Here is a 23611-nt window from a genome sequence, read left to right as displayed (position 1 = left end):
GCGGGCTCAGCGCAGGACGAGCACCAGCCCGACGACGCCGGGCAGTAGTCCCAGCAGCAGCCACGGGTCGGTGAGACGGCGGCGGTGGATGGCGAACGCCGCGGCGAGCGCGATGACGCCGAACGCGCCGCCCAGCACGCAGAGACCCACCCGCGCGACGACCTCGTCCTCGTCGATGAACATCGCGCCGATCACCAGCCCGACCGACAGGTGGACGATCGTGGTGGCGGCGAGCACCGAGAGCACCCAGCGCTGCACCCGCTCGAGCCGGGCGATGTCGGCCTGCGTGGGGCGGGGGCGCGGCCGGGACGGGTCGATGAGGTGTCGATCGCGCCGTGGGGGAGCCTGCGCCATGGCTCCAGTCTAGGAGCCGGGGGCCCGCAAACCCCTCGCGCGGGACGTGTGGGCTGCGCCATCCTGTCCGATCGTGGAGATCCGACCGTTCGGCCCCGACGACGACGCCGCGCTGCGCGCATGGGTGACGGTCAGCAACCGCTGCCGCGACGTCGACAGCCCCTGGACGCCGCCCGACACCGAGCGCGGCGCGCGCGTGCGGTTCAGCCAGGGCTGGGACGGCGAGCCCAGCCTCGGCTTCGTCGGCGAGCACGAGGGGGAGGTGGTCGCCATCGGCGCGCTGAACTACAGCGACCGCGACAACCTGCACCTGGCCTGGCTCAGCCTCGAGGTCGACCCGGCTCACCGGCGCCGCGGGCTGGGCTCGCGGCTGCTCGAGCGGCTGGAGGCCGAGGCGGCCGGCATGGGCCGGACGACCGTCGGCGCCTCGTGCTGGGACGACGCCGGCCTGCTCGCCTTCGCCACCCGGCACGGCTACGAGCAGCGGGCCGTCAACATCAACCGCCGCCAGGTGCTCGCCGACGTCGACCCGGCGACGCTCGACGCGATCTTCGAGGAGTCGGCCGCCGCGTCGTCGGACTACGAGCTGGTGCGCCGGCACGGACCCACGCCGGAGTCCGAGCTGGAGGCGCTCGCGCTTCTCACCGCCGCCATCAACGACGCCCCGACCGACGACCTCGACTTCGAGGACGAGGTCTTCGACGCCGAGCGGGTCGCGGCCTACGAGCGCGCCCAGGTCGCCCGCGGCGGCGAGCTGTACCGGCTGCTGGCCCGGCACCGCGCGAGCGGCGAGCTGGCGGGCCAGACGGTCGTGGTGGTCGACGGCGAGAACCCCGCTCACGCCGGCCAGCACGACACCTCGGTGCTCGGCGCCCACCGTGGCCACCGGCTCGGCGCGCTGCTCAAGAGCGGCATCCTGCGGTGGCTGCGCGAGGAGCAGCCGCAGCTCGCCGAGATCGACACCTGGAACGCCGAGAGCAACGCCCCGATGATCGGCGTGAACGAGCGGCTCGGCTACCGGGTGATGGGCCGCGAGCTGCAGGTGCAGCGCACGCTCTGACCTCCGGGCGCGGTCGGGCCGGTCCGGTTTGACGCCCGTCTCGGCCGACAGGGAGGGTGACGCATGCGCTGGCTGCGACGTGACCGGACCGACGTGGCCGTGATGGCCGACCCGCCCGAGGCGGCGTCCGAGGCGGCGTCCGAGGCAGGGCCCGAGGCAGGGCCCGAGGCAGGGCCCGAGGCACAGGCGGCGGTCGAGGCGTACGAGCCGTACGAGCCGCCCGCCCGGGACGACGACGTCGCGGTCGACGAGCGCCCGCCGGCCCTGTGGGAGCTGCCGATCGTGTGGACGGTGGCCGCCTGGGTCGCCGTCACCGACGCCCTCAAGGCCCTCGTCACCACAGCCGTGCGCGGGACGACGGCGCCCTTCCGCTGGGCCGGACGCGGCCTGCAGGGCCTCGGCGCGTGGCTCGCGCGAGCGGCGTCCGCGCCCGTGCGGTGGGTCGGCCGGGTCGTCGCCGGGGCCGGCGCGATGATCCGCCGGGGCGCGAGCGCGGTGGTGCGTGGCGTGGGCGCCGTCCTCTCGGCGCCGGTGCGGTTGCTCGGACGGGCGCTGTCGGCGGGGTGGGCCGGTCTCGTGGCGGGCCTGCGCGGCCTCGGCCGGGCGCTGGTCTGGCCGGTGCGTCAGGTCGGCCGGCTGCTCGAGGCGGTCCTCACCGGCGCGGGCGCCGTCCTGCGCTGGGTCGGTCGGGCGCTCACCGCGCCGGTGCGGCTGCTCGGGCGCGGTCTCGCTGCCGTCTGGGCGGGGCTCGGTGCGCTGCTGCGGGGGCTGGGTCGGGTGCTGACGGCGCCGCTGAGGCTGCTCGCGAGCGGTGCGGCCGCGGTGTGGGCGGGGCTCGTCGCCGTCCTGCGGGCCGCCGGACGCGCGCTGGCGTGGCCGGTGCGCCGGCTCGGGGCGCTGCTCTCCGCGGCGGTGACCGGGCTCGGGGTCGTGCTCCGCTGGTCCGGCACGGCGCTCACCGCACCGCTGCGCCTGCTCGGTCGGGCCCTCGCGGCCGTGTGGACCGGGCTGTCCGCCGCGCTCGGCGCGGCGGGCCGGGTGCTCGTGTGGCCGCTGAAGCAGGTCGCCCGGCTGCTCGGCGCCGCCTGGAGCGGGCTCGGCGTCGTCCTCCGCTCGGTCGGCCGCGCCCTGCTCTGGCCGCTCCGGGCGCTGGGGACGGCGCTCCGCGGGCTCGGCCGCTGGCTGGCCCGCATCGACCGCCTGGCCACCGACCTGGTGCGGCGGTGGGGCCGCGCCCTCACGCGCCTGGTGCGCGCCGCCGTCCGATCGCTGCGCCGTGCCGCCGCCGGGGCCCTCGCGCCCGCCCGCCGGGCCGTCGCCCGCGTCCGCGACCGCGCCCGGGGCGTGCGCACCCGCGCGCGCGCCCGCGTCGCTGGCATCCGTGACCGGGTCCGCGCCACCCGCGCCCGCGCGCGCCAGCGCGTTAGCGGCCGCCCGGACGCCGTCGGCGGCGCCGTCCGCCGCGCCCGCTAGCCGGCTCGGCACCGCCCAGGCTCGACGCGGGGGAGCGGTGAGCTGGTTACCGTTCCGGACGCCGATTCGGTAACTCACGCACCGCCGCCCCGGCTAGACCCCAGGCAGCGGTGAGCCATCTACCGTTCCGGGCGCCGATCCGGTAACTCACGCACCGCCGCCTCGGCCAGACCCGGTGGAGCGGTGAGCCAGTTACCGTTCCGGACGCCGGTTCGGTAACTCGCGCACCGCCGTCCTGGCTCGAAGCGGGGGAGCGGTGAGCTGGTTACCGTTCCGGACGCCGGTTCGGTAGCTGACGCACCGCCGTCCTGGCTCGAAGCGGGGGAGCGGTGAGCTGGTTACCGTTCCGGACGCCGGTTCGGTAGCTGACGCACCGCCGCCCAGGCTCGACGCGGGGGAGCGGTGAGCTGGTTACCGTTCCGGACGCCGATCCGGTAACTCACGCACCGCCGCCCAGGCCCAGCCAACCCAGCCAACCCGGCAACCAACCCAGCCGGCCGACCCGCCTCAGTCCCGCGCGGTCAGGACGAGCGGGCCCTCGTCGGTGATCGCGACGGTGTGCTCGCTGTGGGCGCCGCGGGAGCCGTCCTCGCTGCGGAGGGTCCAGCCGTCGGGGTCGGTGTAGATCTGGTTGGTGGTCTGCAGGAACCAGGGCTCGATCGCGATGACGAGGCCGGGCTTGAGGCGCAGGCCGCGGCCGGGGCGGCCGTCGTTGGGCACGTGGGGGTCGCCGTGCATCGTGCGGCCGACGCCGTGGCCGCCGAACTGCAGGTTGACGCTCAGCCCGGCCTCGCGCGCCACCTCGCCGATGGCGTTGGAGATGTCACCGAGCCGGTTGCCCGGGCGGGCCCACGAGATGGCGGCGTCGAGGGCCTTCGCGGTGGTGGCGATCAGCTCGAGGTCGCCTTCGCGGGGGGTGCCGACCACGAACGAGACGGCCGAGTCGGCCACCCAGCCGTCGACGGAGGCCGCGAAGTCGACCGAGACCAGGTCGCCGTCCTGCAGGTCGTAGTCGAAGGGCAGGCCGTGCAGCACCGCGTCGTTGACCGAGGTGCACAGCACCTTGCCGAACGGCGACGCGCCGAACGAGGGGTGGTAGTCGATGTAGCACGACTCGGCGCCGGCCTCGCGGATCATCGAGTGGGCCAGGGCGTCGAGCTCGAGCAGGTTGACCCCGACGTCGGCCTTGTCCTGCAGCGCGGTCAGCACCGACGCGACGAAGCGGCCGGCGGGCCGCATCTCCTCGATCTGGCGGGGGGTCCTGAGCTCGATCACGCCTCCCAGGCTAGGGCGTGCCCGTGGCCTCCGCCGACGGCGGATCCGCCTGAGGCGGAAACGCTGGGACGCCGGGCGGCCGCCGTCCACGCTGGACGACATGACCACGACACCCTCGAGCGCCGCCGACCGGCTGCTGCACCAGCGGATCATCGTGCTGGGCCAGCAGGTGGACGACGAGATCGCCAACCGCATCTGCGCCGAGCTGCTGCTGCTCTCGGCCGAGGACCCGCACCGCGACATCAGCCTCTACGTCAACAGCCCCGGCGGCTCGGTCTCGGCCGGGCTCGCCGTCTACGACACGATGCGGCTGATCCCCAACGACGTCGCCACGCTGGCGATGGGCCTGGCCGCCAGCATGGGGCAGTTCCTGCTCACCGCCGGCACGCCGGGCAAGCGCTACGCGCTGCCGAACAGCCGGATCCTGCTGCACCAGGGCTCGGCCGGCATCGGCGGCACCGCGGTCGACATCGAGATCCAGGCCGAGAACCTCGAGCACATGAAGAACGTGATGATGCGCATCACCGCCGAGCACACCGGCCGGCCCGTCGAGCAGGTCGAGCGCGACGCGCTGCGCGACCGGTGGTTCACCGCCGAGGAGGCCCGCGAGTACGGCTTCGTCGACCACGTCCTCACCGAGGTCGCCTCGGTCGTGCCGTCGCGGCAGGGCATCGCGTTCGGGGTGCCGGCATGAGCCAGTACACGATCCCCAGCGTCGTCGAGCGCACCGTGCGCGGGGAGCGCGCGGTCGACGTCTACAGCCGGCTGCTGACCGACCGCATCGTCTACCTCGGCACCGAGGTCGACGACGGCGTCGCCAACGTCGTCATCGCCCAGCTGCTGCACCTGGAGTCCGACGACCCCGACCGGCCGATCAGCCTCTACCTCAACTCCCCGGGCGGCAGCGTGACCGCGGTGCTGGCGATCTACGACACCCTGCAGTTCGTGCGCAGCCCGGTCGCCACGACGTGCGTGGGCCAGGTCGGCTCGGCGTCCGCGCTGCTGCTGGCCGCCGGCGAGACCGGACGCCGCACGCTGCTGCCCCACGCGCGCGTCGTCCTCGACCAGCCGGCCGGCGGCGGCCAGGGCACGCTGCCTGACCTCGCCGTGCAGGCCAAGGAGATCGTGCGGCTGCGCGCCGAGATGGAGCAGCTGCTCAGCCACCACACCGGCGTCCCGGTCGAGCGGCTGCGCGCCGACACCGACCGCGACCTCGTGCTCACCGCGCCGGCGGCCGTGGAGTACGGCGTCGCCGACGCGGTGCTCGAGAGCCGCAAGCTCACCGGTGGTTGAGGTGCTCCGGAGCGCCCTTCGACCGGCTCGGGAACCGCGAGCGCAGGAGCCTCGAGACCGCTGAGCGGCGGCGGCCAGCCGAGGGCCGGACGACGTCAGCCCGCGGCCGGCGGGTGCAGCGCGTCGAGCCGGGCGACGTCGTCCGCGTCGAGGGTGAGGTCGGCGGCGGCCAGGTTCTCCTCCAGGTGCGCGACCGAGCTGGTGCCCGGGATCAGCAGGATGTTGGGGGCGTGCTGCAGCAACCACGCCAGCGCGACCTGGCGGCCGGTGGCGTCGTACTTCTGCGCGACGGCGTCCAGCTCGGTGAGGTCGAACGGGGTGAAGCCGCCGAGCGGGAAGTAGGGCACGTAGGCGATGCCCTCGTCGGCCAGCTGGGCGATGAGCGCCTCGTCGTCGCGCTGGGCGATGTTGTAGAGGTTCTGCACGCACGCCACCGGGGCGATGTCGCGCACCTCGGCGAGGTGCTCGGCGGTGACGGTCGAGAGGCCGAGCTCGCCGATCAGCCCCTCCGACCGCAGCTCGGCCAGCACCTCCCACTGCGGCGCGATCGGGCCCTCGTGGCCGTCCATGATCCGCAGGTTGACCGCACCGAGACGGTCGGTGCCGAGCCGCTCGAGGTTGTCGTGGACGGCCTGGCGGATCGCCTCGGGCTCGAACCACGGCAGCCAGTCGCCCTTCTCGTCGCGCCGGGCGCCGACCTTGGTGACCAGCACGAGGTCGTCGTAGGGCGCCAGCGCCTCGCGCACGATCTCGTTGGTGACGTAGGGGCCGTAGTAGTCGCTGGTGTCGATGTGGTCGACGCCCCACTCGACGGCCCGACGGAGCACGCGCACGGCCTCGTCACGGTCGGCGGGCGGCCCGAAGATGTGCGGGCCGCTGAGCTGCATGGCGCCGTAGCCCATGCGGTTGACGTCGCTGAGAGTCTTCACCGCTCCAGTCTCGATCTCCGGCCCGGCGGGCGTTCCACCCGACGGGGGTGTCGGCCGCAGGGGGCCGCCCTACGATCGAGGGATGCGCCTCGTCGACCGTGTCATCCTCTCGCTCCGCGACCAGCACGACCGGCTCGTCGAGGTCGTCACCGCCCTCGACGAGGAGGTGCTCATCGGCCCCAGCGCGGCCTCGGAGTGGCGGGTCTGCGACGTCGTCTCGCACCTCGGCAGCGGCGCCGAGATCTCGCTGCGCCCGATCGCCGCGGCCGCGGGCGGGACGACGCCCCCGCAGGCCGACAACCAGGCCGTCTGGGACCGCTGGAACGCGATGACGCCGGCCGAGCAGGTCGCCGGGTTCGTCGAGCACGACGAGCGGCTTGTCACCACCCTCGAGGCCCTCGGCGACGCCGAGCGCGACACCGTCACCGTCGACCTCGGCTTCCTGCCCGCCCCGGTGCCGCTCGTGGTCGCCACCGGACTGCGGTTCAACGAGGTCACGCTGCATGCCTGGGACGTCGTCGCCGGCCAGTCGCCGCAGGCCACCATCGACCCCGAGCCCGCCGCGCTCGCCCTCGACCTGTACGCCGGCCCGCTGCAGTCGGTGCTCGGCTGGGCCGGCCAGCCCGACCAGCTCGCCGACACCGCCGTCATCGCCTTCGCCGGCCGCGGCCTGAGCATCGGCGAGTCGGTCGTGCTCGATGACGAGGCGCCGCTCGCGCCCACCGCCACCCTCACGGCGTCCGACGAGGCCGCCGCGCGGCTGCTCGCCGGCCGCCTCGGCCCGGAGCACACCCCGGACGACGTCCAGGTCACCGGCAACGTCACCCTCGACGACCTGCGCCGGGTCTTCCCGGGATTCTGACGTCGGGGCCCTTCGACAGGCTCAGGGTCCGTGGTCGGGTTCGCGTGGACGGCCGGTGGTCTCGAGGCTCGTCGCCAGGGCTCCTCGCACCTCGACCATCGTCGGGGCCGGACCGCCTGACGGTGGTCGAGGTGCGAGGCCGGCCACGGCCGAGCCTCGAGACCCGCCACCGTTCACGTGTACAGGCAGAACGGATGACCGTCGGGGTCGAGCATGACCCGGACGTCGTCCTGCGGCTGGTGGTCGGCGACCTCGGCGCCGAGCTCGACCGCGTGGGCGACGGCCTCGGCGAGGTCGTCGACCTGCAGGTCGAGGTGCATCATCATCCGCTGCGACCCCGGGGGAGCGGGCCAGGCCGGGCGCACGTAGTCCTCGTCGAGCTGGAACGCGATGCCGCCGACGCCCTCGCCGGGATCGATCGCGGCTCCGCCGGGGTCGGGCTCGGTCTGCCCCTCGGGCAGCCACAGCGGCCAGCCGAGCAGCGCGGAGTAGAACGCGGCCAGCGCGTGCGGGTCGGGGCTGTCGAGGACGACGTTCCACCAGTCGCGCCGCTGCCACCGGTCCTCGGACGCGTCACCGCGTCGACGTCCACGCATCGCCCCACCCTGCCACCGATCCAGGACTACCCTCGGGTCATGGGCGAGCTGATCGCGTTCCCGCACCCCGAGCACCGGCCCGAGCCCGCCGCGCCCGAGCCGCTGTGGCGCCAGGCGGTGGGTCGCGAGCTGCGCGAGGAGCGACAGGCCCAGGAGCGCACCCTCGCCGACGTCGCCGGCCGGGCCGGCATGTCGGTGCAGTACCTCTCCGAGGTCGAGCGCGGCCTCAAGGAGCCCAGCTCGGAGATGCTCGGCGCGGTCTCCGGTGCGCTCGGGCTGCGGCTGGTCGACCTGACGCTGCGGGTGACCCGCACCCTCGCCGCACGTCCGACCGGCCCGCTGGCGCTGGCCGCCTGACGTCAGGTCCGCTCGGCCCGCCGGCTCACACCCCGTCGTAGACCCCGGCCCGGATGTCCTCGAGCAGGGTCGGGCCGGTCGGCTGCCAGCCCAGCAGCTGCTGGGTGCGGGTCGACGAGACCGGGTTGTCGACCGTCGCGAAGCCGGCGATCCAGCCGAAGTGGTCGGCCGCGTCGGCGGGGTCGATCGAGGTCGTCGGCACGCCGACGGCGTCCCCGACCGCCTGTGCGATCTCGCGCACCGGTACGCCCGCCTCGGCGATCGCGTGCCACCGCATGCCGGCGGGGCCGGACTCGATGGCGAGCCGGTAGAGCCGCGCGGCGTCGAGCCGGTGGACGGCGGGCCACACGTTGGCCCCCTCGCCGACGTAGCCCGAGACGCCGCGCTCGCGGGCGAGGCGCACCAGCGTGGGGACGAAGCCGTGCGTGTCGCCGTCGCCGTGCACCGACGGCGCGAGCCGCACCAGGCTCGAGCGCACGCCGCGGTCGGCCAGGGCGAGCGTCAGCTCCTCCGAGGGTCCGCGGGCGGCGCCGACGCCGCCGGAGGCGTCGACGGCGGTGTCCTCGTCGGCGGGGGAGCCGGAGCCGGCCACCAGCGCGCTGCCGGAGGTGACGACGAGCGCGCGACCGCTGCCCTCGAGCTCGGTGCCGAGCGCCTCGACGACGGCGAGGTCGCGCTGCCCGTTGGCGTGGATCTGGCTCATGTCGTCGTGGCTGAAGGCGAGGTGGACGACGCCGTCGGCGTCGCCGACGCCGGCGACGACGCTGTCGAGGTCGGCGAGGTCGCCGCGGTGGACGGCGCCGCCCGCGGCCTCGACGACCGCGGCGCCGCGGTCGGAGCGGGCGAGGCCGGTGACGTGATGGCCGGCCGCGACGAGGTCGCGGACGAGGCTCGAGCCGATGAACCCGGAGGCTCCGGTGACGTAGATCTTCATGCCGCCGACGCTAGGTGGAGAGATGTTCCGGTTACAGGTCCCGTTCGGCACCGCGCGATGCACCTCGGGCATGAGGCCAGGTCAGCGGGGCTACCGTGGTCAGGTGCCCGACCTCGACCTGCGCCTCGTGCGCTACTTCGCGGCCGTCGCCGAGCACGGGCACTTCGGGCGGGCGGCCCAGGCGCTGCTCGTGGCGCAGCCCTCCCTCAGCCGGCAGGTGCGACGCCTCGAGCAGCTGGTCGGCGCCCGGCTGCTCGACCGCACGGCACAGGGCAGCACGCTCACCGAGGCCGGCCGCGCCTTCCTGCCCCACGCGCTCGGCCTGCTGCGCGCGGCCGAGGCGGCGGTCTCCGAGGCGCGCGCCGCCGCCTCGCCGCGCCGCCTCGTCGTCGGCTGGGCGGGCGACCTCGTCGTGACCGGTCTCGTGCGCCACCTGCGCGAGCAGCACCCCGACGCCGACGTCGTCACCGCGCACGTGGCCTGGGACGACGTCCGCCCCGCCCTGCTCGAGCGTCGCGCCGACGTGGTGCTGGGTCGCGGACCGTTCGTCGACGACGGTCTCGAGGTCGAGGTGCTGCACGAGCGTGGCCGGGTGCTCGTCGTCCCGCTCGACCACCCGCTGGCCGCGCGGGAGCGGGTGGTGCTGGCCGACTTCGCCGACGAGCCGCTGGTGCGCTCGGCCGATCCCGTGCGCGACGCCTTCTGGCGCGTCGACCCGCGCCCCGACGGCAGCCGCGCCCCCGACGGCCCGCCGGCCGGCGAGCGGGAGGACAAGTTCGAGCTGGTCGCCGCGGGCGAGGCGCTGACCCTGATGCCCGACCCGGGGCCCGACGGCCTGCTGCGGCGCGACCTGACCACGGTGCCGGTCGACGGCCTCGACCCGGTGCCGACCGTGCTGGCGGTGCGGGCGGGCGAGACCGGCCCGCTCGTGGCCGCGTTCGCCGCCCTCGCGCGACGCCACCTCACCGGCGACGAGCTGGTGCGCGCCTGAGCGCGACGACGGCTCGACGGCTGCCAGAGTGACGCCATGAGACTGGGTCTGCAGCTGGGCTACTGGGGCGCGCAGCCCCCCGAGGGCGTGGGGGAGCGGGTGCGGGCGGCCGAGGCGGCGGGCTTCGACGCCGTCTTCGCGGCGGAGGCCTGGGGCTCCGACGCGTTCACGCCGCTGGCCTGGTGGGGCCGTGAGACCACGCGCATCCGCCTCGGCACCTCGATCGTGCAGATGTCGGGCCGGACGCCGACCTCGATCGCCATGCACGCCCTGACCCTCGACCACCTCAGCGGCGGACGGGTCGTGCTGGGCATGGGCGTGAGCGGGCCGCAGGTGGTGGAGGGCTGGTACGGCCAGCCCTTCGAGAAGCCGCTCGCCCGCACCCGCGAGGTCGTCGACATCGTGCGGCAGGTGCTGCGGCGCGAGGGGCCGGTGACCAACGACGGCCCCCACCACCCGCTGCCCTACCGCGGCCCGGGCGCGACCGGGCTGGGCAAGCCGCTCAAGCCGATCGTGCACCCGCTGCGCGCCGACGTCCCGATCTGGCTCGGTGCCGAGGGGCCGCGCAACGTGGCCCAGACCGCCGAGATCGCCGACGGCTGGATCCCGATCTTCTACACGCCGCGCTCGGCGGAGATGTACCGGCCGTGGCTCGACGAGGGCTTCGCCCGGCCCGGCGCGCGGCGCACCCGTGACGACTTCGAGATCGCCGCCACCTGCCACCTGCAGGTGGTGGCGGACGCCGACGAGAAGGCCCGCGTGCTCGACGCCCTCCGGCCCGTGGTGTCGCTCTACATGGGCGGCATGGGCGCGAAGGAGGCCAACTTCCACAACCAGGTCTTCGTGCGGATGGGCTACGAGAGCCTCGCCCGCGAGGTGCAGGAGCTCTACCTGGGCGGCGAGAAGGACCGGGCCACCGCGCTCGTCCCCGACGAGCTGGTCGACGACATGCACATCGTCGGCGAGCGGGGCGAGGTGCTCGAGAAGGTCGCCGCGTGGGAGGCCACCGGCGTCACCACGCTGATGCTCAGCCTCGGCTCGGTCGAGGAGATCGACCGGGTCGCCGCGCTGCTGGCCTGACGCGCGGCGACCCCGTCCGGCCGCCGCGCCAGCACTACCTCACCTCGACGTCCACCTACCCGCCCGTGTCCGGGCGGGGAAGTGGCTCGGACGGTGAGTTAGTCGCCCGGGGACGGCGGCCGGCCGACGTATGACATCGACGCGGGCGGTGGCGGGTCTCGGGGGCTCAGTGCGCCTGGCCGGTGGACGCCGAGGTGCCGCCGTCGACGGCGAGCCAGGCGCCGGTGACGTAGCGGGCGTCGTCGCTGGCGAGGAACAGGACGGCGGGGGCGACGTCCTCGGGCTGCCCGATGCGACCGAGGGCGACCCGGTTCTCGGCCTTGGCGAGGGTCTCGGGGTCGTCGGCCGCGCCGGCGGTGACGGGGGTGTAGGTCATGGCCGGAGCGACCGCGTTGAGGCGCACGCCGCGCGGGCCGTAGTCGAGCGCCAGCGACTGCACGAAGTTCATGATCGCGGCCTTGGTGGCGTTGTAGGCCGCCTGGCCCCAGTCGCCGCGCATGCCCGAGACCGACCCGACGACGACCAGGTTGCCGCCGGAACGCTCGAGCTCGGGCAGCGCGTGCCGGGCGACGTGCACGAACCCGTCGATGTTGGCCGAGCGGATCGCCTCCCAGCCGTCGAGGTCGAGGTCGAGGAACTCGCCGTGCGTGTAGGCCGCGGCGTTGTTGACCACGACGTCGAGCGAGCCGAACCGCTCCACGACCGCGGCGACCATGGCCGCGGCCGAGGCGTCGTCCGAGACGTCGGCCTCGACCGCCAGCGTCGCGGCCTCCGAGTGCCCGGCCAGGGTCTCCTCGAGCTTGTCGCGGCGTCGTCCGGCCACGGCCACGTTCGCGCCGTTGGCCAGGAAGGCCTCGGCGATGGCGCGGCCGATGCCGCTGCCGCCGCCGGTGACCAGCACCGTGCGGCCGTCGAAGGCGTAGCGGTTGGACGTCGTCCCGGGCCTCTGGCTGGACTGGCTGGACTGGCTGGACTGGCTGGACTGGCTGGTCTCGCTCATGACGACCCCAACGCGGCCGGACGGGCGCGATGTTCCGCCCGGCCGGGTGGCTGGGGGCTGGTGGCTGGGGGCTAGTGCGAGGCGCGCAGCGCGGGCTCGAGGTGGTCGAGCACCGCGGCGCCGAACGCCACCACCCGCTCCAGCTCGGCGGCGTCGAACTCCCGCCTGCGGCGCAGCACCAGCAGCGCGTGGTCGTCGACGCGCCAGACCCAGGCCGGGTGGGCGAGGACCAGCTCGGCGAGCGCGGGGGTCAGCAGCGCCCGGGCGGTCTCGGGCCGGGTGGTGAGCACGGTGCGCTCGCGGTCGAACGCCTCGAGGCCGGTCGGCGCGGGCTGCCAGGCGGGCAGCGACCAGGCGGCCGCGTCCGCGCGGGTGGAGACGTGGACGACGGGCACACCACTGAAGGGCAGCGGGAACGCGACAACGCCGAAGCGCGACGTCGACGTCCCCTCACCGCTGCTCGGGTCGTCGCGCTGGTAGCGGAACGCCACGAACTCCCGGCCGTGCTCGCGTCCCTCGACCACGCCGGTGACCCTCGCGCCGAGCGGGCCGAAGGGCGGGCCCTGCGAGACGCCGACCAGCTCGGGCGCCTCGGCCCGGTAGCGCCAGCCCCGGGCGGACGTCGTCCGCTCGAGTCGGCGCAGGCGCAGCCGGCGCCACAGGGCGAGGCCCCCGCCGACGACGACGCAGCCGCCGATCCACACGATCAGTCCGTAGACCCAGTCGGGCAGGTTCCCCATGCGCCGATCACAGCACCGCGGCGCGCGCCGTGCGGCGCGATCGGCCGGATCAGTCGAGGTCGGTATAGACCGCGTCGAGGAGGTCGACGGCGGCGTCGACGTCGCCGTCGTTCACCGAGACGCGCACCGAGAGCGAGCCCGACGAGCGCTGGCAGACCAGGAAGCCGAAGGCCCGCTGCTCCTCGGTCGGCTCCTCGCCGGCCGGCACCGTCTCGAGGCGGGTGCCCACGCACTCGGCGTCACCCTGCTCGAACCACTCCTCGCGCGGCAGGGCCAGACCGAGGTACTCCGGGTCGGGGAAGCCGTTGGAGACCAGCAGCGGGCCGGCGTCGGCGGCCACCGCAATCACGGTGTAGATCGGGTCGATCGTGTCGGGGTCGGCGTAGGACCGCTGGTCCGCGTCGGCCCCGTCGAAGATCTCGGAGATCTTCTCGGCCGAGTACTCGCGCGAGTCCTCCTGGCGGGCGCGGTTCTCGGCCGCGCGGTCCTGCGCCTCGGGGTCGTCGTCCGCGCCCGGCGGGACCAGTTCGTCGAGCGCCGTCAGGCCCCCCACCTCCTCGGGCAGCTCGACCTCACCGCCCCCGAGCCGCGGGATGACGACCAGCGCCAGCACCAGGGCGACCGCCACGATGACGACCGAGGTGACGGCGCCGATGACCAGGTTGCGCTTGCTCATGCGCTGATCGTTGTCCATGCCCGCTGCGACGAAACCGCCGACGCGCCGGTTCCCCCGCGCCGCTCGGATCTGTCGCCGCGTCGGCGGCAGTTTCACCACTTGAGTGGTGAAACTACGGGTTCTGCGACGAACCTTCGTCGAAGAACCCGCAGTTTCGTCGGCACGGCACGGCACGGCACGGCACGGCACGGCTCGGCACGGCGCGGCGCGGCGCGGCGCGGCGCGGCGCGGCTCGGCACGGCGCGGCTTGGCTCGGCTCAGCCGGCGCGGAGGAAGACGCGGAGGGCCGAGACGAAGGCGTCGGGCTGCTCGGAGTGCACCCAGTGGCCGGCGTCCTTGATGGTCACCTGGGTGGTGCGCGGGAAGAGCCGACGCATCGTCGCGGCGTGCTCGGGGCGCACGTAGGGGGAGCGCTCGCCGGCGACCCACAGCACCGGGTGGTCGAACGGCTCGCCGAGCTCGGCGGCGTCCGGGAAGCCGGCGATGGCGGGCAGCTCGCGCCGCAGCAGGGCCAGGTCGGCCTGCCAACGCCAGCGGACGTCGTCCGAGTCCGTCTCGGGGGAGGCCGAGCGCAGGTTCTGCAGCAGGAAGCCGCGCACCCGGGCGTCGGGGATCGGCTCGGTGAGCAGCCGGTCGGCGTCGGCGCGGCGCTCGACGGCGCGGAGGTCGAGGGCGGCGAGGCTGTCGAGCAGGTGGCCGAACTCGCTCTCGCCCTCGCTCACGGCCGGTGAGATGTCGACGACCACGAGCCGCCGCACGAGGTCGGGGTGGCGCAGCGCCAGCGTCATCGCCACCTTGCCGCCCATCGAGTGGCCGACGAGGTGCACCGGACCGTCGGCGGCGAACCCGGCGCGCAGCGTCGCGGCCACGGCGTCGGCGGCCGCGGGGTAGGCGACCGTGCCGGTCCAGGCCGAGCGACCGTGGTTCGGCAGGTCGACCAGCAGCGAGCGCAGGCCGGGCTCGAGCGCCCGGGCGATCTGGGTGAAGTTGCGGCCCTGGCCGAACAGGCCGTGCAGGAAGACGACGCGCTCGCCGGAGCCGTCGGCCGCCCCGACCTCCGTCGTGTGCAGCGACGGGTGCTCGCTCGTGTGCTCGGACGCCGTCACGGCGGCCCACCCTAGGCTGCCCGGATGAGCGATGCGGAGCGCGGTGGCGCCATCATCACCGGGGCCGGCCCCGGGGTCAGCGGGTCCGTCGCCCGGCTGCTGGCCCAGCAGGGTCACGCGGTGGGGCTGCTGGGCGTCGACCGCGGCACCGTCGAGGCGGTCGCCGACGAGATCCGCGCCGCCGGGGGCACCGCCCACGTCGCGCTCGCCGACCTCACCGACGCCGTCGCCGCGCGGGCCGCGGTGGCCGGGCTCGGCGAGCGGGTCGGGCCCGTCGACGTCCTGCACTTCAACCCCAGCGCCTTCCGCGAGAAGGACCCGCTCGAGCTCGAGCCGCACGAGCTGCTCGAGGACGTGCTGCTCGGCGTCGGCTCGCTGCTCACCGTCGTCCAGGCCGCGCGGCCGTTCCTGCGCGAGGGCAGCCGCGTCACCGTGACCGGCAGCATGGCCGCCGACCGGCCGTGGCACCGGGCGGCGTCGCTCGGCGTGCAGAAGGCCGGCGTGCGCAACCTCGTGCACAGCATCGACGCGACGCTGCGCGACGACGGCATCCGCGCGGTGTCGGTCACCGTGCGCGGCACCCTGTCCGACGACGGCCCGTTCACCCCGGCCCGGGTCGCGGCCGCCATCCTCGCCGCCGTCGACCAGGACGGCGCCGTGGGCGACGACTGGCGCACCGAGGTGGCCTACGAGGGCTGAGCCCCTGGCGACGCGGCCGGAGACGCGGCCGGTGACGCGGCCGGTGACGCGGCGCCGCGCGCCGAGGCTCAAGTCACCCTCATGGGTGGCCGAGGTTCCTGGTGTCGGGTGATCGTCGTCGGTCCGTGTGGCAGGGACGCGGGCCGACGACGACCCACCCTCCCCCCACCCCCCTCGCTCGCTCCCGACCGCGTCCCCCGGCGCGGCGGCAGGAAGGACGGCCCCCGTGATCGTCTTGATCGTGATCGGCCTGGTCAGCGCCGTGACCCTGTCCTCGCTCGTCGCCGGTGGCACCGGCACCCGTCAGGGCCGCGACCGCGCGGCCGGACGGCGGCGCCGCGTGGTCAACCAGAACCCGGCCGCGGCGACCCCGGCCGATGTGCTCGACGCGCTCGTGGCCGACGGCGTCCCACGCGACCAGGCACGCCTGGTCGTGGAGCGGGCGGCCCGGCACGGCATCGGTCCCTTCACGCAGTGGCTCTGGATGCAGCGGCACGGCGCCACCGCCCTGGCGATCGCGGTGGCCGCCGACCTGACGCAGCGCGACCTGCTCGACCACCTCGGCTCCGACACCCGCCCCGACCTCGAGGCCCTCGGTCTCTTCGCCCGCTACAACGGCCTGCGGCTCGACCCCGAGGTGGGCCGGCCGACGATGGGACGCCGCGTGCTCGTCGACTCCGGCGTCGCGGTCCCCGACTCCGACGACGCACGGCCGGCCGAGCCCGGCACGACCGACCGCGCCGCCTGAGGCTCCTCTCCCTCTCCCCCCACCGGCAGGGCCGGCCCGCTCACCGTCCGATCGGGCCGGCCCTGTCCGGTGACCCGGTCATGGGGCCGTGCGGGTCACGGGGTCGGGAGGTCAGTAGCCGCGCTCGCGCCAGGCGGGCAGGTCGCCGCGCTCGGCACCGAGCGTGGAGTCGGCGCCGTGACCCGGGTAGAACCACGTGTCGTCGGGCAGCCGGTCGAAGACCTTGTGCTCGACCTCGTCGATGAGCTGGGCGAAGGCCGCCGCGTCGCCGAACGTGCCCCCCACGCCACCGGGGAACAGCGAGTCGCCGGTGAACAGGTGCGGGTGCCCGCCCGAGGCGGTGTCGTCGTAGAGCAGCGCGACCGAGCCGGGGGTGTGCCCTGCCAGGGCGATGACCTCGAGGGTGCAGTCGCCGACGGCCACGGTGTCGCCGTGGTTCAGCCGCCGCGTGACCTGGACGCCGGTCTGCTCGCTGACGGCGTCGGCGTCGGGCTCGCCTGCGGCGACCTCGGCCCCGGTCTCGCCGGCGAGGTCGGCCAGCGCGCGGTGGTGGTCCCAGTGCTGGTGGGTGGTCACGATGGTGGCCAGCCCGCCGTCGCCGACCACCTCGCGCAGGGTGTCGGGCTCGGCGGCGGCGTCGACGAGCAGCTGGTCGCCGGTGTGACGGCAGCGCAGCAGGTAGGCGTTGTTGCTCATCTCGGGGTCGACGGCGACCTTGGTGATGGTCAGGTGGGTCAGCTCGCGGACGTCGGCGCCGCCGCCGACCGTCACGGCTCCGGTGTAGTCGCTCATGCCCGGCACGCTAGCCCGCGCCGGTGACACCGGCCCCGGCGCGGCTCACCAGGCCGCGACGGGCGGCACGGGGCCGAGGTCGCAGGTCAGGCCGGCGCCGTCACCACGTCCGGAGAGCCACCAGCCGAGGTCGGCGGCGGTGCCGCTGACGGTGGGCTCGCCGGCGTCCGCCTCGTAGCGCCGGTCGAGGTCGGTGAGGACGAGGGTCGCCGCGGTGCGCCCGCGCAGGTCGTCGACCAGCAGCGAGGAGAAGGTGGGCGGCCAGGCGTCGCGGCCGTGGCCGGCGTCGAGGTCGACGTGGTGGATCTCGACCTCGCGCAGCCGCATCAGCACGACCTCGCCGGCCAGGAAGGTGCGCTCGCCGTCGGCGGTGCGGCGGACGACGGTGGCGGCCGTCTCGAGCGGCGCGCCGTCGAGGCCGGCGAGGGCGTCGCCCAGCCGGGTGCCGCCGGCGAACAGACGCCCGCGCAGGGTCGCCGGGTCGGCCGCGGCCAGCGCCTCGATGTCGGCGTCGCGCGCCTCCTGCGAGACGTACATCGGCACCGGCTCACCGGCCAGGACGCCGTCCAGCGCCTCGACGAGCGCCTCGGCGTTGAGCGCGAGGTGGGCCACCACGTGCGCGCGGGTCCAGCCGGGCAGCAGGGAGGGCCCGCGGTGGTCGTCGTCGGTCAGTCCGTCGACCGTGCGCACCAGCCGCTGCGTCGCCTCCTGGAGGTCGACGCCCAGCCCGGGCGGCACGTCGAGGACGGGCGGGGTGGTGGGCGGCGCGGCGTCGTCCTGGGGGTGCACGCGCCCATCGTGACGCACGCCACCGACGGACGGGGTCAGGTCACCCGGTGGTGCGGGCCCGCCCGTCGGCCGGGGGAGGTCGGTTGTCGGAGGCGGCACCTAGGGTGGAACCGTGGCCGATCAGCTCATCATCCGCGGTGCCCGCGAGCACAACCTCAAGGACATCTCGCTCGACCTGCCGCGCGACTCCCTGATCGTGTTCACGGGCCTGTCGGGCTCCGGCAAGTCGTCCCTGGCCTTCGACACGATCTTCGCCGAGGGGCAGCGCCGCTACGTCGAGTCGCTGTCGGCCTACGCCCGCCAGTTCCTCGGGCAGATGGACAAGCCCGACGTCGACTTCATCGAGGGCCTCTCGCCCGCGGTCTCGATCGACCAGAAGTCCACCTCGCGCAACCCGCGCTCGACCGTCGGCACCATCACCGAGGTCTACGACTACCTGCGCCTGCTCTTCGCGCGCGCCGGGCGGCCGCACTGCCCCACCTGCGGCGCGCCCATCGAGCGGCAGACGCCGCAGCAGATCGTCGACCGCGTCATGGCGATGGAGGAGGGGCTGCGGTTCCAGGTGCTGGCGCCCGTCATCCGGGGCCGCAAGGGCGAGTACGTCGAGCTGTTCCGCCAGCTGCAGACCCAGGGCTTCGGCCGGGTGCGGGTCGACGGCGCCATCCACACCCTCGACGAGCCGCCCGCGCTCGACAAGAAGCTCAAGCACACCATCGAGGTCGTCGTCGACCGCATCGCGGTCAAGGGGTCGGCCAAGCGACGGCTCACCGACTCGGTCGAGACCGCGCTCAACCTCGCCGGCGGGCTCGTCGTCCTCGACTTCGTCGACCGCGACGCGAAGGACCCCGAGCGCGAGGCGCGGTTCAGCGAGCGCATGGCGTGCCCCAACGACCACCCCATCGACACCGACGAGCTCGAGCCGCGCTCGTTCTCCTTCAACTCCCCGTTCGGCGCCTGCCCGGTGTGCAGCGGCCTCGGCACCCGCATGGAGGTCGACCCCGAGCTCGTCGTCCCCGACGTCACCGCCACGCTCGGCGAGGGCGCCATCCAGCCGTGGAGCCACGCCACGGTGGCCGACTACTTCCTCAAGCTCATGCACGCGCTCGGGGAAGAGCTCGGCTTCGACCTCAACACCCCGTGGGAGAACCTGCCGCCGCGGGCGCAGCGCTCGCTGCTCGACGGCCACCCCACCAAGATCCACGTCGTCACCCGCAACCGCTACGGCCGCCAGCGGGCCTACGACACCCGTTTCGAGGGCGCCCGCACCTGGATCGAGCGCAAGCACCGCGACTCCGAGTCCGACGCCGGGCGCGAGCGGTTCGAGGGCTACATGCGCGAGGTGCCGTGCCCCGCGTGCTCGGGCAGCCGCCTCAAGCCGGTCTCGATGGCGGTCACCCTCGGCGCGCGCGAGGCGGGCGGCAAGAACATCGCCGAGATCTGCGCGCTGCCCATCAACGAGACCGCCGAGTACCTCCGCGACCTCGAGCTCACCGCCCGCGAGCGCCAGATCGGCGAGCGGGTGCTCAAGGAGATCCAGGAGCGGCTGCGGTTCCTGCTCGACGTCGGCCTCGACTACCTCTCCCTCGACCGGCCCTCGGGCTCGCTCTCGGGCGGCGAGGCCCAGCGCATCCGGCTCGCCACCCAGATCGGCGCCGGGCTGGTCGGCGTCCTCTACGTGCTCGACGAGCCGTCGATCGGCCTGCACCAGCGCGACAACCAGCGGCTCATCGAGACCCTCGTGCGGCTGAAGGACCTCGGCAACACCCTCATCGTCGTCGAGCACGACGAGGACACGATCCGCACCGCCGACTGGGTGGTCGACATCGGTCCGGGCGCCGGCGAGCACGGCGGCCAGGTCGTGCACAGCGGCACCGTGAAGGACCTCTACGAGCACCCCGACTCGATGACGGGGGAGTACCTCTCGGGGCGCCGCGAGATCCCGGTGCCCGAGGTGCGCCGTCCGCGCACGGTGGGCCGCGAGCTCAAGGTGCTCGGTGCTCGCGAGCACAACCTGCGCAACCTCGACGTCTCGTTCCCGCTCGGCATGTTCGTCGCCGTCACCGGCGTCTCGGGCTCGGGCAAGTCGACCCTGGTCAACGACATCCTCTACACCTCGCTGGCCAAGCAGATCTACCACGCCCGCGCCGTGCCGGGCCGCCACCGCACGATCACCGGCCTCGAGCACGTCGACAAGGTCATCCACGTCGACCAGTCGCCGATCGGGCGCACGCCGCGCTCCAACCCGGCCACCTACACCGGCGTCTTCGACCACGTCCGCAAGCTGTTCGCAGCCACGCCCGAGGCCAAGATGCGCGGCTACCAGCAGGGCCGGTTCTCCTTCAACGTCAAGGGCGGTCGCTGCGAGGCGTGCTCCGGCGACGGCACGATCAAGATCGAGATGAACTTCCTGCCCGACGTCTACGTGCCGTGCGAGGTCTGCCACGGCGCGCGCTACAACCGCGAGACGCTCGAGGTGCACTACAAGGGCAAGACCATCGCCGAGGTGCTCGACATGCCGATCGAGGAGGCGGTCGACTTCTTCGCCGCCGTCCCCGCGATCGCGCGGCACATGAAGACGCTGGTCGAGGTGGGCCTGGGCTACGTGCGGCTCGGGCAGCCGGCCACCACGCTGTCGGGCGGCGAGGCCCAGCGGGTCAAGCTGTCGGCCGAGCTGCAGAAGCGCTCCACCGGCCGCACGGTCTACGTGCTCGACGAGCCCACGACCGGCCTGCACTTCGAGGACATCCGCAAGCTGCTGCTGGTGCTCGGACGGCTCGTCGACGCCGGCAACTCGGTCTTCGTCATCGAGCACAACCTCGACGTCATCAAGACCGCCGACTGGCTGATCGACATGGGTCCCGAGGGCGGCTCGCGCGGCGGCACGCTCGTCGCCGAGGGCACTCCCGAGGACGTCGCCCGCAACGACGCCAGCCACACCGGCCGGTTCCTGCGCCCGCTGCTCGAGGGCCGCGAGGCCAAGCAGCCCACGCGCAAGCGGGCCGCGCCGAAGCCCCCGGAGCCGACCACGAAGGCGGGGATCAAGCGGGCGGCGGCGAAGAAGGCGGCGGCCGCCTCGGCGCCCGCGAGGAAGACGACCGCGAAGCGCACCGCGTCGCGCGGGTAGGCCGGACTCGACCGTCCGAACCGGGCCGGACCGGGTCGGATGGGGGATCCCTGGGCCCCTCCCAGCCGGTTCTCATGCTCCTCTCATCTGCGCGACTAGTGTGTTCTTCAACTACTTCCTCGACGCCGTCCCCCAGGAGCCTGTCGTGACCACACCCCCCGTGACCCGACGCCGCGCACTCGCCGGCGCGGCCGGCACCGGCCTCGCGCTGCCGGTGCTCGCCGCGTGCGGCGACGACGGCAGCCCGTCCTCGAGCGCCTCCGACCCGGCCAGCCCCTCGGCCAGCTCCTCGTCCAGCTCGTCGGCCACGGCGGGGTCGACCCCGGCCGAGCCGTCGACGTCGGCCGAGCCGAGCGACGAGGCCACCGAGGCCACGAGCGAGCCGGCCGCCGCGGGGGTGGTCTCCACCGCCGACGTCCCGGTCGGCAGCGGCGTCATCATCGCCTCCGACCGGGTCGTGGTCACCCAGCCCACCGAGGGCGACGTCCACGTCTTCACCACCACGTGCACGCACAGCGGGTGCGCGGTGACCCAGATCAGCGCCGACGGCATCGTGTGCCCCTGCCACGGCAGCGTCTTCGACATCACCACCGGCGACGTCCTCGGCGGACCGGCCCCCTCGCCGCTGCCGACGATCGACTTCGAGGTCGACGGCGACCAGGTGGTGCTCTCGTGAGCCGCCGTCAGGTCGACGCGCTGGTCACCCGCCGGGTCGCCTTCCAGGGTTTCGGCGCCCTCGGCGCGGCCTTCGCGCTGGCGGCGTGCGGCGGTGGCGACGACGGCGGCTCCGGCGGCGACGGCGCGGCGCCCGAGTCGGGGGCCGGCCTGGCCGCGGTCTCCGAGGTGCCCGTCGGCGGCGGCATCGTCATCGGCGACCAGAACATCGTGCTCGTGCAGCCCACCGAGGGCGAGTTCAAGGCCTACTCCGCCGCCTGCACCCACCAGGGCACCACGGTCAACGCGCCCACCGAGCAGGGCATCATCTGCCCCAACCACGGCAGCATCTTCAGCATCGAGGACGGCTCCGTCGTCCAGGGCCCCGCCACCCAGCCCCTCCCCGAGGTCGCCGTCGAGGTCAAGGACGGCCAGGTCGTCGCGGCCTGAGCCCAGCCGGACAACGGTTCCGTTCAATTGAACGGTTCGGCCGGCTGGTGGCGCGCTGTGGTCGCCTGAACCGTTCGATCGAACGGTTCGGGCGATCGGTGCGTCGATGCTCAGCCGGTGGTGCTGAGCCGCCAGGCGGCGTCGCGGGGGCTCGGACGCCGGTCGAGGCGGCGGTCGATGAGCAGACGGGCCTCGTCCCAGCGGTCGGCGCGCAGCAGGGCGGCGATCCGCACCTCCTCGACCAGCTCGCGCTGGGCGTCGGAGCCGCCGACCCGCCACAGCGACGACTCGAGCGTCGCGAGGGCGGCGGCGCCGGCCGAGGGGCGGCCGGCCGCGATCATCCCGAGCGCGCGAGCGAGCGGGGCGACGACGTCGCGGTGCACCGGGTGGTCGTGGTCGCCGGCCCAGCCTGCCAGCGAGACCAGGCCGGCGCGGTCGCCGAGCGCGAGCAGGACGACGGCGGCGTGCATGCCGAGGAAGGGCGTCGCGGGACGGGTCAGGGTCGGTCGGCCGGCGACGGCGACGACGTCGTCCAGCCCGGGGACGCGCTCGGCGTGCGGGGTCAGCGCCCAGCGCACCAGCAGCGATCCGGTGTCGACGAGGGCGCGGCAGCCGGCGGCGTCCTCGGGGCGCAGCTGGGTCTCGTAGCGTCGGCGCACGGCGTCGAGGTCGCCGAGCGAGAGCTCGTGCAGGGCCGCGTGCCACGAGAAGTGGCTCAGGCTCTGGGTGCGGGCGCCGTCGCCGACGACCCAGGCGTCCATCCAGTCGAGGCCGGCGTGGTGGTCGCCGGTCTCGTAGTGCACGTGGGCGCGGGCGTGCGCGGAGTGCCCGGCGCCCGGGTGCTCGGCGAGCGAGCGACAGGAGAGGTCGAAGGCCTCCTCGAAGCGGCCCTGCTCCTGCCGCACGAAGGCGAGCAGGCCGCTGAACCACCAGTCGTCGCCGTAGGCGGGGCGCGCGGTCTCGACGATCGCCCACGCCTCCTCGGGGACCTCGGTGACACCGGCGAAGGCGATGGTCGGCACGGCGGCGGTGAGCAGCAGCGCGTCGAGGGGGTGCGCGGCGAGGTGGTCGACGAGCGGGCGGTGGTCGCCCCGCACGTGTGCGGCCACGGCGTGCACGTGGCTGCGCTCGCGGTCGGTGAGGCCCGGCGCCGCGGCGAGCCGCTCGGCGTCGGCGAGCCGCGCGGCGACGTCGACGTCGATGCACAGGTCGTGGCCGGCGAGCGCGAGCGCGGCGTGCCCGAGTGCGAACGTCGGGTCGAGCACGACGGACGTGGCCAGCGCCTCCACCCCGCCCGTGCGCAGGGCGAGGACGTCGTCCAGCCCACGCGTGTAGACCGCCGCCGCCTCGGCGGTGGTCGTCAGCCGCAGTCCGTACCGGTCACGCAAGGTCACCAAAGCAGACTAGATCAATAGACTTGACCCGCGCGAGCCGCCACGCCCAGCGCGAGGGAGGCTGGCGCGCGGGGGCGGGTCAGGCCGACCCCAAGCACCCGTCCACCCTGAGGCGCCCCGACCCGAGCGAGACCGGGCCACAGGGGCGCACGGAGCGGAGGAGAGGCCCGTGACCCGGACCCCGCGCCGATGCCGACCGCGGCAGCGAGGAAGGCTGGCGCGCGGGGGCGGGTCA

General features: G+C 74.7%; 25 protein-coding genes. 13 read left to right on the top strand and 12 right to left on the bottom strand.

Annotated features, from left to right (window positions below):
* Nucleotides 1-6 precede the first annotated feature (6 nt).
* The gene (locus ABEA04_RS12650; RefSeq protein ID WP_345458869.1) at nucleotides 7-354 is read right to left on the bottom strand and encodes a hypothetical protein; all 348 of its coding nucleotides are present in this window, start codon (nucleotides 352-354) and stop codon (nucleotides 7-9) included.
* Nucleotides 355-427: 73 nt separating this feature from the next.
* Between ABEA04_RS12650 and ABEA04_RS12645 the strand changes: the two genes are divergently transcribed.
* Both ABEA04_RS12645 and ABEA04_RS12640 read left to right on the top strand, forming a co-directional pair.
* Nucleotides 428-1414 (top strand): GNAT family N-acetyltransferase, encoded by a 987-nt coding sequence (locus ABEA04_RS12645; protein WP_345458867.1) that lies wholly within the window; start codon nucleotides 428-430, stop codon nucleotides 1412-1414.
* A gap of 63 nt (nucleotides 1415-1477) precedes the next feature.
* Nucleotides 1478-2887, top strand: a complete 1410-nt coding sequence (locus ABEA04_RS12640) for a hypothetical protein (protein WP_345458865.1) — start codon at nucleotides 1478-1480, stop codon at nucleotides 2885-2887.
* Nucleotides 2888-3394: 507 nt separating this feature from the next.
* On the opposite strand, the gene map is transcribed toward ABEA04_RS12640, so the two are convergent.
* Nucleotides 3395-4162, bottom strand: coding sequence for a type I methionyl aminopeptidase (gene map / locus ABEA04_RS12635; RefSeq protein ID WP_345458864.1), 768 nt, complete (start codon nucleotides 4160-4162; stop codon nucleotides 3395-3397).
* A 100-nt stretch (nucleotides 4163-4262) separates the two neighbouring features.
* On the opposite strand from map, the gene ABEA04_RS12630 reads away from it, so the two are divergent.
* Nucleotides 4263-4856, top strand: coding sequence for an ATP-dependent Clp protease proteolytic subunit (locus ABEA04_RS12630; protein ID WP_345458863.1), 594 nt, complete (start codon nucleotides 4263-4265; stop codon nucleotides 4854-4856).
* Complete coding sequence (locus ABEA04_RS12625; protein WP_345458861.1) at nucleotides 4853-5455, top strand: ClpP family protease; 603 nt, start codon at nucleotides 4853-4855, stop codon at nucleotides 5453-5455. The genes ABEA04_RS12630 and ABEA04_RS12625 overlap by 4 nt, the downstream gene beginning before the upstream one ends.
* Before the next feature lie 95 nt (nucleotides 5456-5550).
* Here ABEA04_RS12625 and ABEA04_RS12620 read toward each other — a convergent pair whose 3' ends face one another.
* Nucleotides 5551-6384, bottom strand: a complete 834-nt coding sequence (locus ABEA04_RS12620) for an oxidoreductase (protein WP_345458859.1) — start codon at nucleotides 6382-6384, stop codon at nucleotides 5551-5553.
* Between the two features lie 82 nt (nucleotides 6385-6466).
* Between ABEA04_RS12620 and ABEA04_RS12615 the strand changes: the two genes are divergently transcribed.
* On the top strand, nucleotides 6467-7246 hold the full coding sequence (locus tag ABEA04_RS12615; protein ID WP_345458857.1) for a maleylpyruvate isomerase family mycothiol-dependent enzyme: 780 nt from the start codon (nucleotides 6467-6469) through the stop codon (nucleotides 7244-7246).
* A gap of 173 nt (nucleotides 7247-7419) precedes the next feature.
* Here the strand turns inward: ABEA04_RS12615 and ABEA04_RS12610 are convergent, their stop codons facing one another.
* A complete protein-coding gene (locus ABEA04_RS12610) occupies nucleotides 7420-7842 on the bottom strand; it encodes a VOC family protein (RefSeq protein ID WP_345458855.1) in 423 nt (140 codons plus the stop codon).
* Nucleotides 7843-7881: 39 nt separating this feature from the next.
* Here ABEA04_RS12610 and ABEA04_RS12605 point away from each other — a divergent pair, with 39 nt between their 5' ends.
* Nucleotides 7882-8199: a helix-turn-helix domain-containing protein gene (locus ABEA04_RS12605; protein ID WP_345458853.1), complete on the top strand. Its 318-nt coding sequence runs from the start codon at nucleotides 7882-7884 to the stop codon at nucleotides 8197-8199.
* A 25-nt stretch (nucleotides 8200-8224) separates the two neighbouring features.
* On the opposite strand, the gene ABEA04_RS12600 is transcribed toward ABEA04_RS12605, so the two are convergent.
* A complete protein-coding gene (locus ABEA04_RS12600; RefSeq protein ID WP_345458851.1) occupies nucleotides 8225-9133 on the bottom strand; it encodes an SDR family oxidoreductase in 909 nt (302 codons plus the stop codon).
* Between the two features lie 103 nt (nucleotides 9134-9236).
* Between ABEA04_RS12600 and ABEA04_RS12595 the strand changes: the two genes are divergently transcribed.
* Both ABEA04_RS12595 and ABEA04_RS12590 read left to right on the top strand, forming a co-directional pair.
* Nucleotides 9237-10124, top strand: coding sequence for a LysR family transcriptional regulator (locus ABEA04_RS12595; protein ID WP_345458849.1), 888 nt, complete (start codon nucleotides 9237-9239; stop codon nucleotides 10122-10124).
* Between the two features lie 36 nt (nucleotides 10125-10160).
* Complete coding sequence (locus ABEA04_RS12590; protein WP_345458847.1) at nucleotides 10161-11204, top strand: LLM class F420-dependent oxidoreductase; 1044 nt, start codon at nucleotides 10161-10163, stop codon at nucleotides 11202-11204.
* Nucleotides 11205-11370: 166 nt separating this feature from the next.
* Here the strand turns inward: ABEA04_RS12590 and budC are convergent, their stop codons facing one another.
* The 4 genes from budC to ABEA04_RS12570 form a co-directional block, all read right to left on the bottom strand.
* Nucleotides 11371-12204, bottom strand: a complete 834-nt coding sequence (budC, locus tag ABEA04_RS12585) for a meso-2,3-butanediol dehydrogenase (protein WP_345458845.1) — start codon at nucleotides 12202-12204, stop codon at nucleotides 11371-11373.
* 71 nt (nucleotides 12205-12275) lie between these two features.
* Entirely contained in the window at nucleotides 12276-12944 is a 669-nt protein-coding gene (locus tag ABEA04_RS12580) for a hypothetical protein (protein ID WP_345458843.1), read from the bottom strand.
* A gap of 49 nt (nucleotides 12945-12993) precedes the next feature.
* A complete protein-coding gene (locus ABEA04_RS12575; RefSeq protein ID WP_345458840.1) occupies nucleotides 12994-13620 on the bottom strand; it encodes a hypothetical protein in 627 nt (208 codons plus the stop codon).
* A 257-nt stretch (nucleotides 13621-13877) separates the two neighbouring features.
* Nucleotides 13878-14726, bottom strand: coding sequence for an alpha/beta fold hydrolase (locus tag ABEA04_RS12570; RefSeq protein WP_345458839.1), 849 nt, complete (start codon nucleotides 14724-14726; stop codon nucleotides 13878-13880).
* Between the two features lie 24 nt (nucleotides 14727-14750).
* Between ABEA04_RS12570 and ABEA04_RS12565 the strand changes: the two genes are divergently transcribed.
* Both ABEA04_RS12565 and ABEA04_RS12560 read left to right on the top strand, forming a co-directional pair.
* Nucleotides 14751-15425 carry an SDR family oxidoreductase gene (locus ABEA04_RS12565; protein WP_345458837.1) on the top strand — a complete coding sequence of 225 codons (675 nt, stop codon included), beginning with the start codon at nucleotides 14751-14753 and terminating at the stop codon, nucleotides 15423-15425.
* Between the two features lie 226 nt (nucleotides 15426-15651).
* Nucleotides 15652-16173 (top strand): hypothetical protein, encoded by a 522-nt coding sequence (locus ABEA04_RS12560; protein ID WP_345458835.1) that lies wholly within the window; start codon nucleotides 15652-15654, stop codon nucleotides 16171-16173.
* 111 nt (nucleotides 16174-16284) lie between these two features.
* Here the strand turns inward: ABEA04_RS12560 and ABEA04_RS12555 are convergent, their stop codons facing one another.
* Both ABEA04_RS12555 and ABEA04_RS12550 read right to left on the bottom strand, forming a co-directional pair.
* Nucleotides 16285-16965, bottom strand: a complete 681-nt coding sequence (locus ABEA04_RS12555; RefSeq protein WP_345458833.1) for an MBL fold metallo-hydrolase — start codon at nucleotides 16963-16965, stop codon at nucleotides 16285-16287.
* Between the two features lie 45 nt (nucleotides 16966-17010).
* On the bottom strand, nucleotides 17011-17754 hold the full coding sequence (locus tag ABEA04_RS12550) for a maleylpyruvate isomerase family mycothiol-dependent enzyme (protein ID WP_345458831.1): 744 nt from the start codon (nucleotides 17752-17754) through the stop codon (nucleotides 17011-17013).
* Nucleotides 17755-17866: 112 nt separating this feature from the next.
* Here ABEA04_RS12550 and uvrA point away from each other — a divergent pair, with 112 nt between their 5' ends.
* From uvrA to ABEA04_RS12535, 3 genes are all read left to right on the top strand, one after another.
* Nucleotides 17867-20878 (top strand): excinuclease ABC subunit UvrA, encoded by a 3012-nt coding sequence (uvrA, locus tag ABEA04_RS12545; protein ID WP_345458829.1) that lies wholly within the window; start codon nucleotides 17867-17869, stop codon nucleotides 20876-20878.
* Between the two features lie 145 nt (nucleotides 20879-21023).
* A complete protein-coding gene (locus ABEA04_RS12540; protein ID WP_345458827.1) occupies nucleotides 21024-21554 on the top strand; it encodes a Rieske (2Fe-2S) protein in 531 nt (176 codons plus the stop codon).
* Nucleotides 21551-21982: a Rieske (2Fe-2S) protein gene (locus ABEA04_RS12535; protein WP_345458824.1), complete on the top strand. Its 432-nt coding sequence runs from the start codon at nucleotides 21551-21553 to the stop codon at nucleotides 21980-21982. Before ABEA04_RS12540 ends, ABEA04_RS12535 begins: the two co-directional genes overlap by 4 nt.
* 110 nt (nucleotides 21983-22092) lie before the next feature.
* Here ABEA04_RS12535 and ABEA04_RS12530 read toward each other — a convergent pair whose 3' ends face one another.
* The gene (locus ABEA04_RS12530) at nucleotides 22093-23376 is read right to left on the bottom strand and encodes a tetratricopeptide repeat protein (RefSeq protein ID WP_345458822.1); all 1284 of its coding nucleotides are present in this window, start codon (nucleotides 23374-23376) and stop codon (nucleotides 22093-22095) included.
* Nucleotides 23377-23611: the final 235 nt, after the last annotated feature.

Origin of the sequence: Nocardioides marinquilinus, from assembly GCF_039543705.1 — a bacterium.
Classification (GTDB): domain Bacteria; phylum Actinomycetota; class Actinomycetes; order Propionibacteriales; family Nocardioidaceae; genus Nocardioides; species Nocardioides marinquilinus.
The sequence above is the reverse complement of the archived record's forward strand: the minus strand, read 5'-3'. Positions and strand labels throughout refer to the sequence as shown.

What these genes read in the sequence shown, in the direction of transcription:
- budC (WP_345458845.1), bottom strand. Translation starts at nt 12,204, where the DNA reads ATGAGCGAGACCAGCCAGTCCAGCCAGTCCAGCCAGTCCAGCCAGTCC.
- ABEA04_RS12630 (WP_345458863.1), top strand. Translation starts at nt 4,263, where the DNA reads ATGACCACGACACCCTCGAGCGCCGCCGACCGGCTGCTGCACCAGCGG.
- ABEA04_RS12640 (WP_345458865.1), top strand. Translation starts at nt 1,478, where the DNA reads ATGCGCTGGCTGCGACGTGACCGGACCGACGTGGCCGTGATGGCCGAC.
- ABEA04_RS12580 (WP_345458843.1), bottom strand. Translation starts at nt 12,944, where the DNA reads ATGGGGAACCTGCCCGACTGGGTCTACGGACTGATCGTGTGGATCGGC.
- ABEA04_RS12575 (WP_345458840.1), bottom strand. Translation starts at nt 13,620, where the DNA reads ATGAGCAAGCGCAACCTGGTCATCGGCGCCGTCACCTCGGTCGTCATC.
- ABEA04_RS12590 (WP_345458847.1), top strand. Translation starts at nt 10,161, where the DNA reads ATGAGACTGGGTCTGCAGCTGGGCTACTGGGGCGCGCAGCCCCCCGAG.
- ABEA04_RS12610 (WP_345458855.1), bottom strand. Translation starts at nt 7,842, where the DNA reads ATGCGTGGACGTCGACGCGGTGACGCGTCCGAGGACCGGTGGCAGCGG.
- ABEA04_RS12555 (WP_345458833.1), bottom strand. Translation starts at nt 16,965, where the DNA reads ATGAGCGACTACACCGGAGCCGTGACGGTCGGCGGCGGCGCCGACGTC.
- ABEA04_RS12650 (WP_345458869.1), bottom strand. Translation starts at nt 354, where the DNA reads ATGGCGCAGGCTCCCCCACGGCGCGATCGACACCTCATCGACCCGTCC.
- ABEA04_RS12625 (WP_345458861.1), top strand. Translation starts at nt 4,853, where the DNA reads ATGAGCCAGTACACGATCCCCAGCGTCGTCGAGCGCACCGTGCGCGGG.
- ABEA04_RS12600 (WP_345458851.1), bottom strand. Translation starts at nt 9,133, where the DNA reads ATGAAGATCTACGTCACCGGAGCCTCCGGGTTCATCGGCTCGAGCCTC.
- ABEA04_RS12615 (WP_345458857.1), top strand. Translation starts at nt 6,467, where the DNA reads ATGCGCCTCGTCGACCGTGTCATCCTCTCGCTCCGCGACCAGCACGAC.
- ABEA04_RS12565 (WP_345458837.1), top strand. Translation starts at nt 14,751, where the DNA reads ATGAGCGATGCGGAGCGCGGTGGCGCCATCATCACCGGGGCCGGCCCC.
- ABEA04_RS12605 (WP_345458853.1), top strand. Translation starts at nt 7,882, where the DNA reads ATGGGCGAGCTGATCGCGTTCCCGCACCCCGAGCACCGGCCCGAGCCC.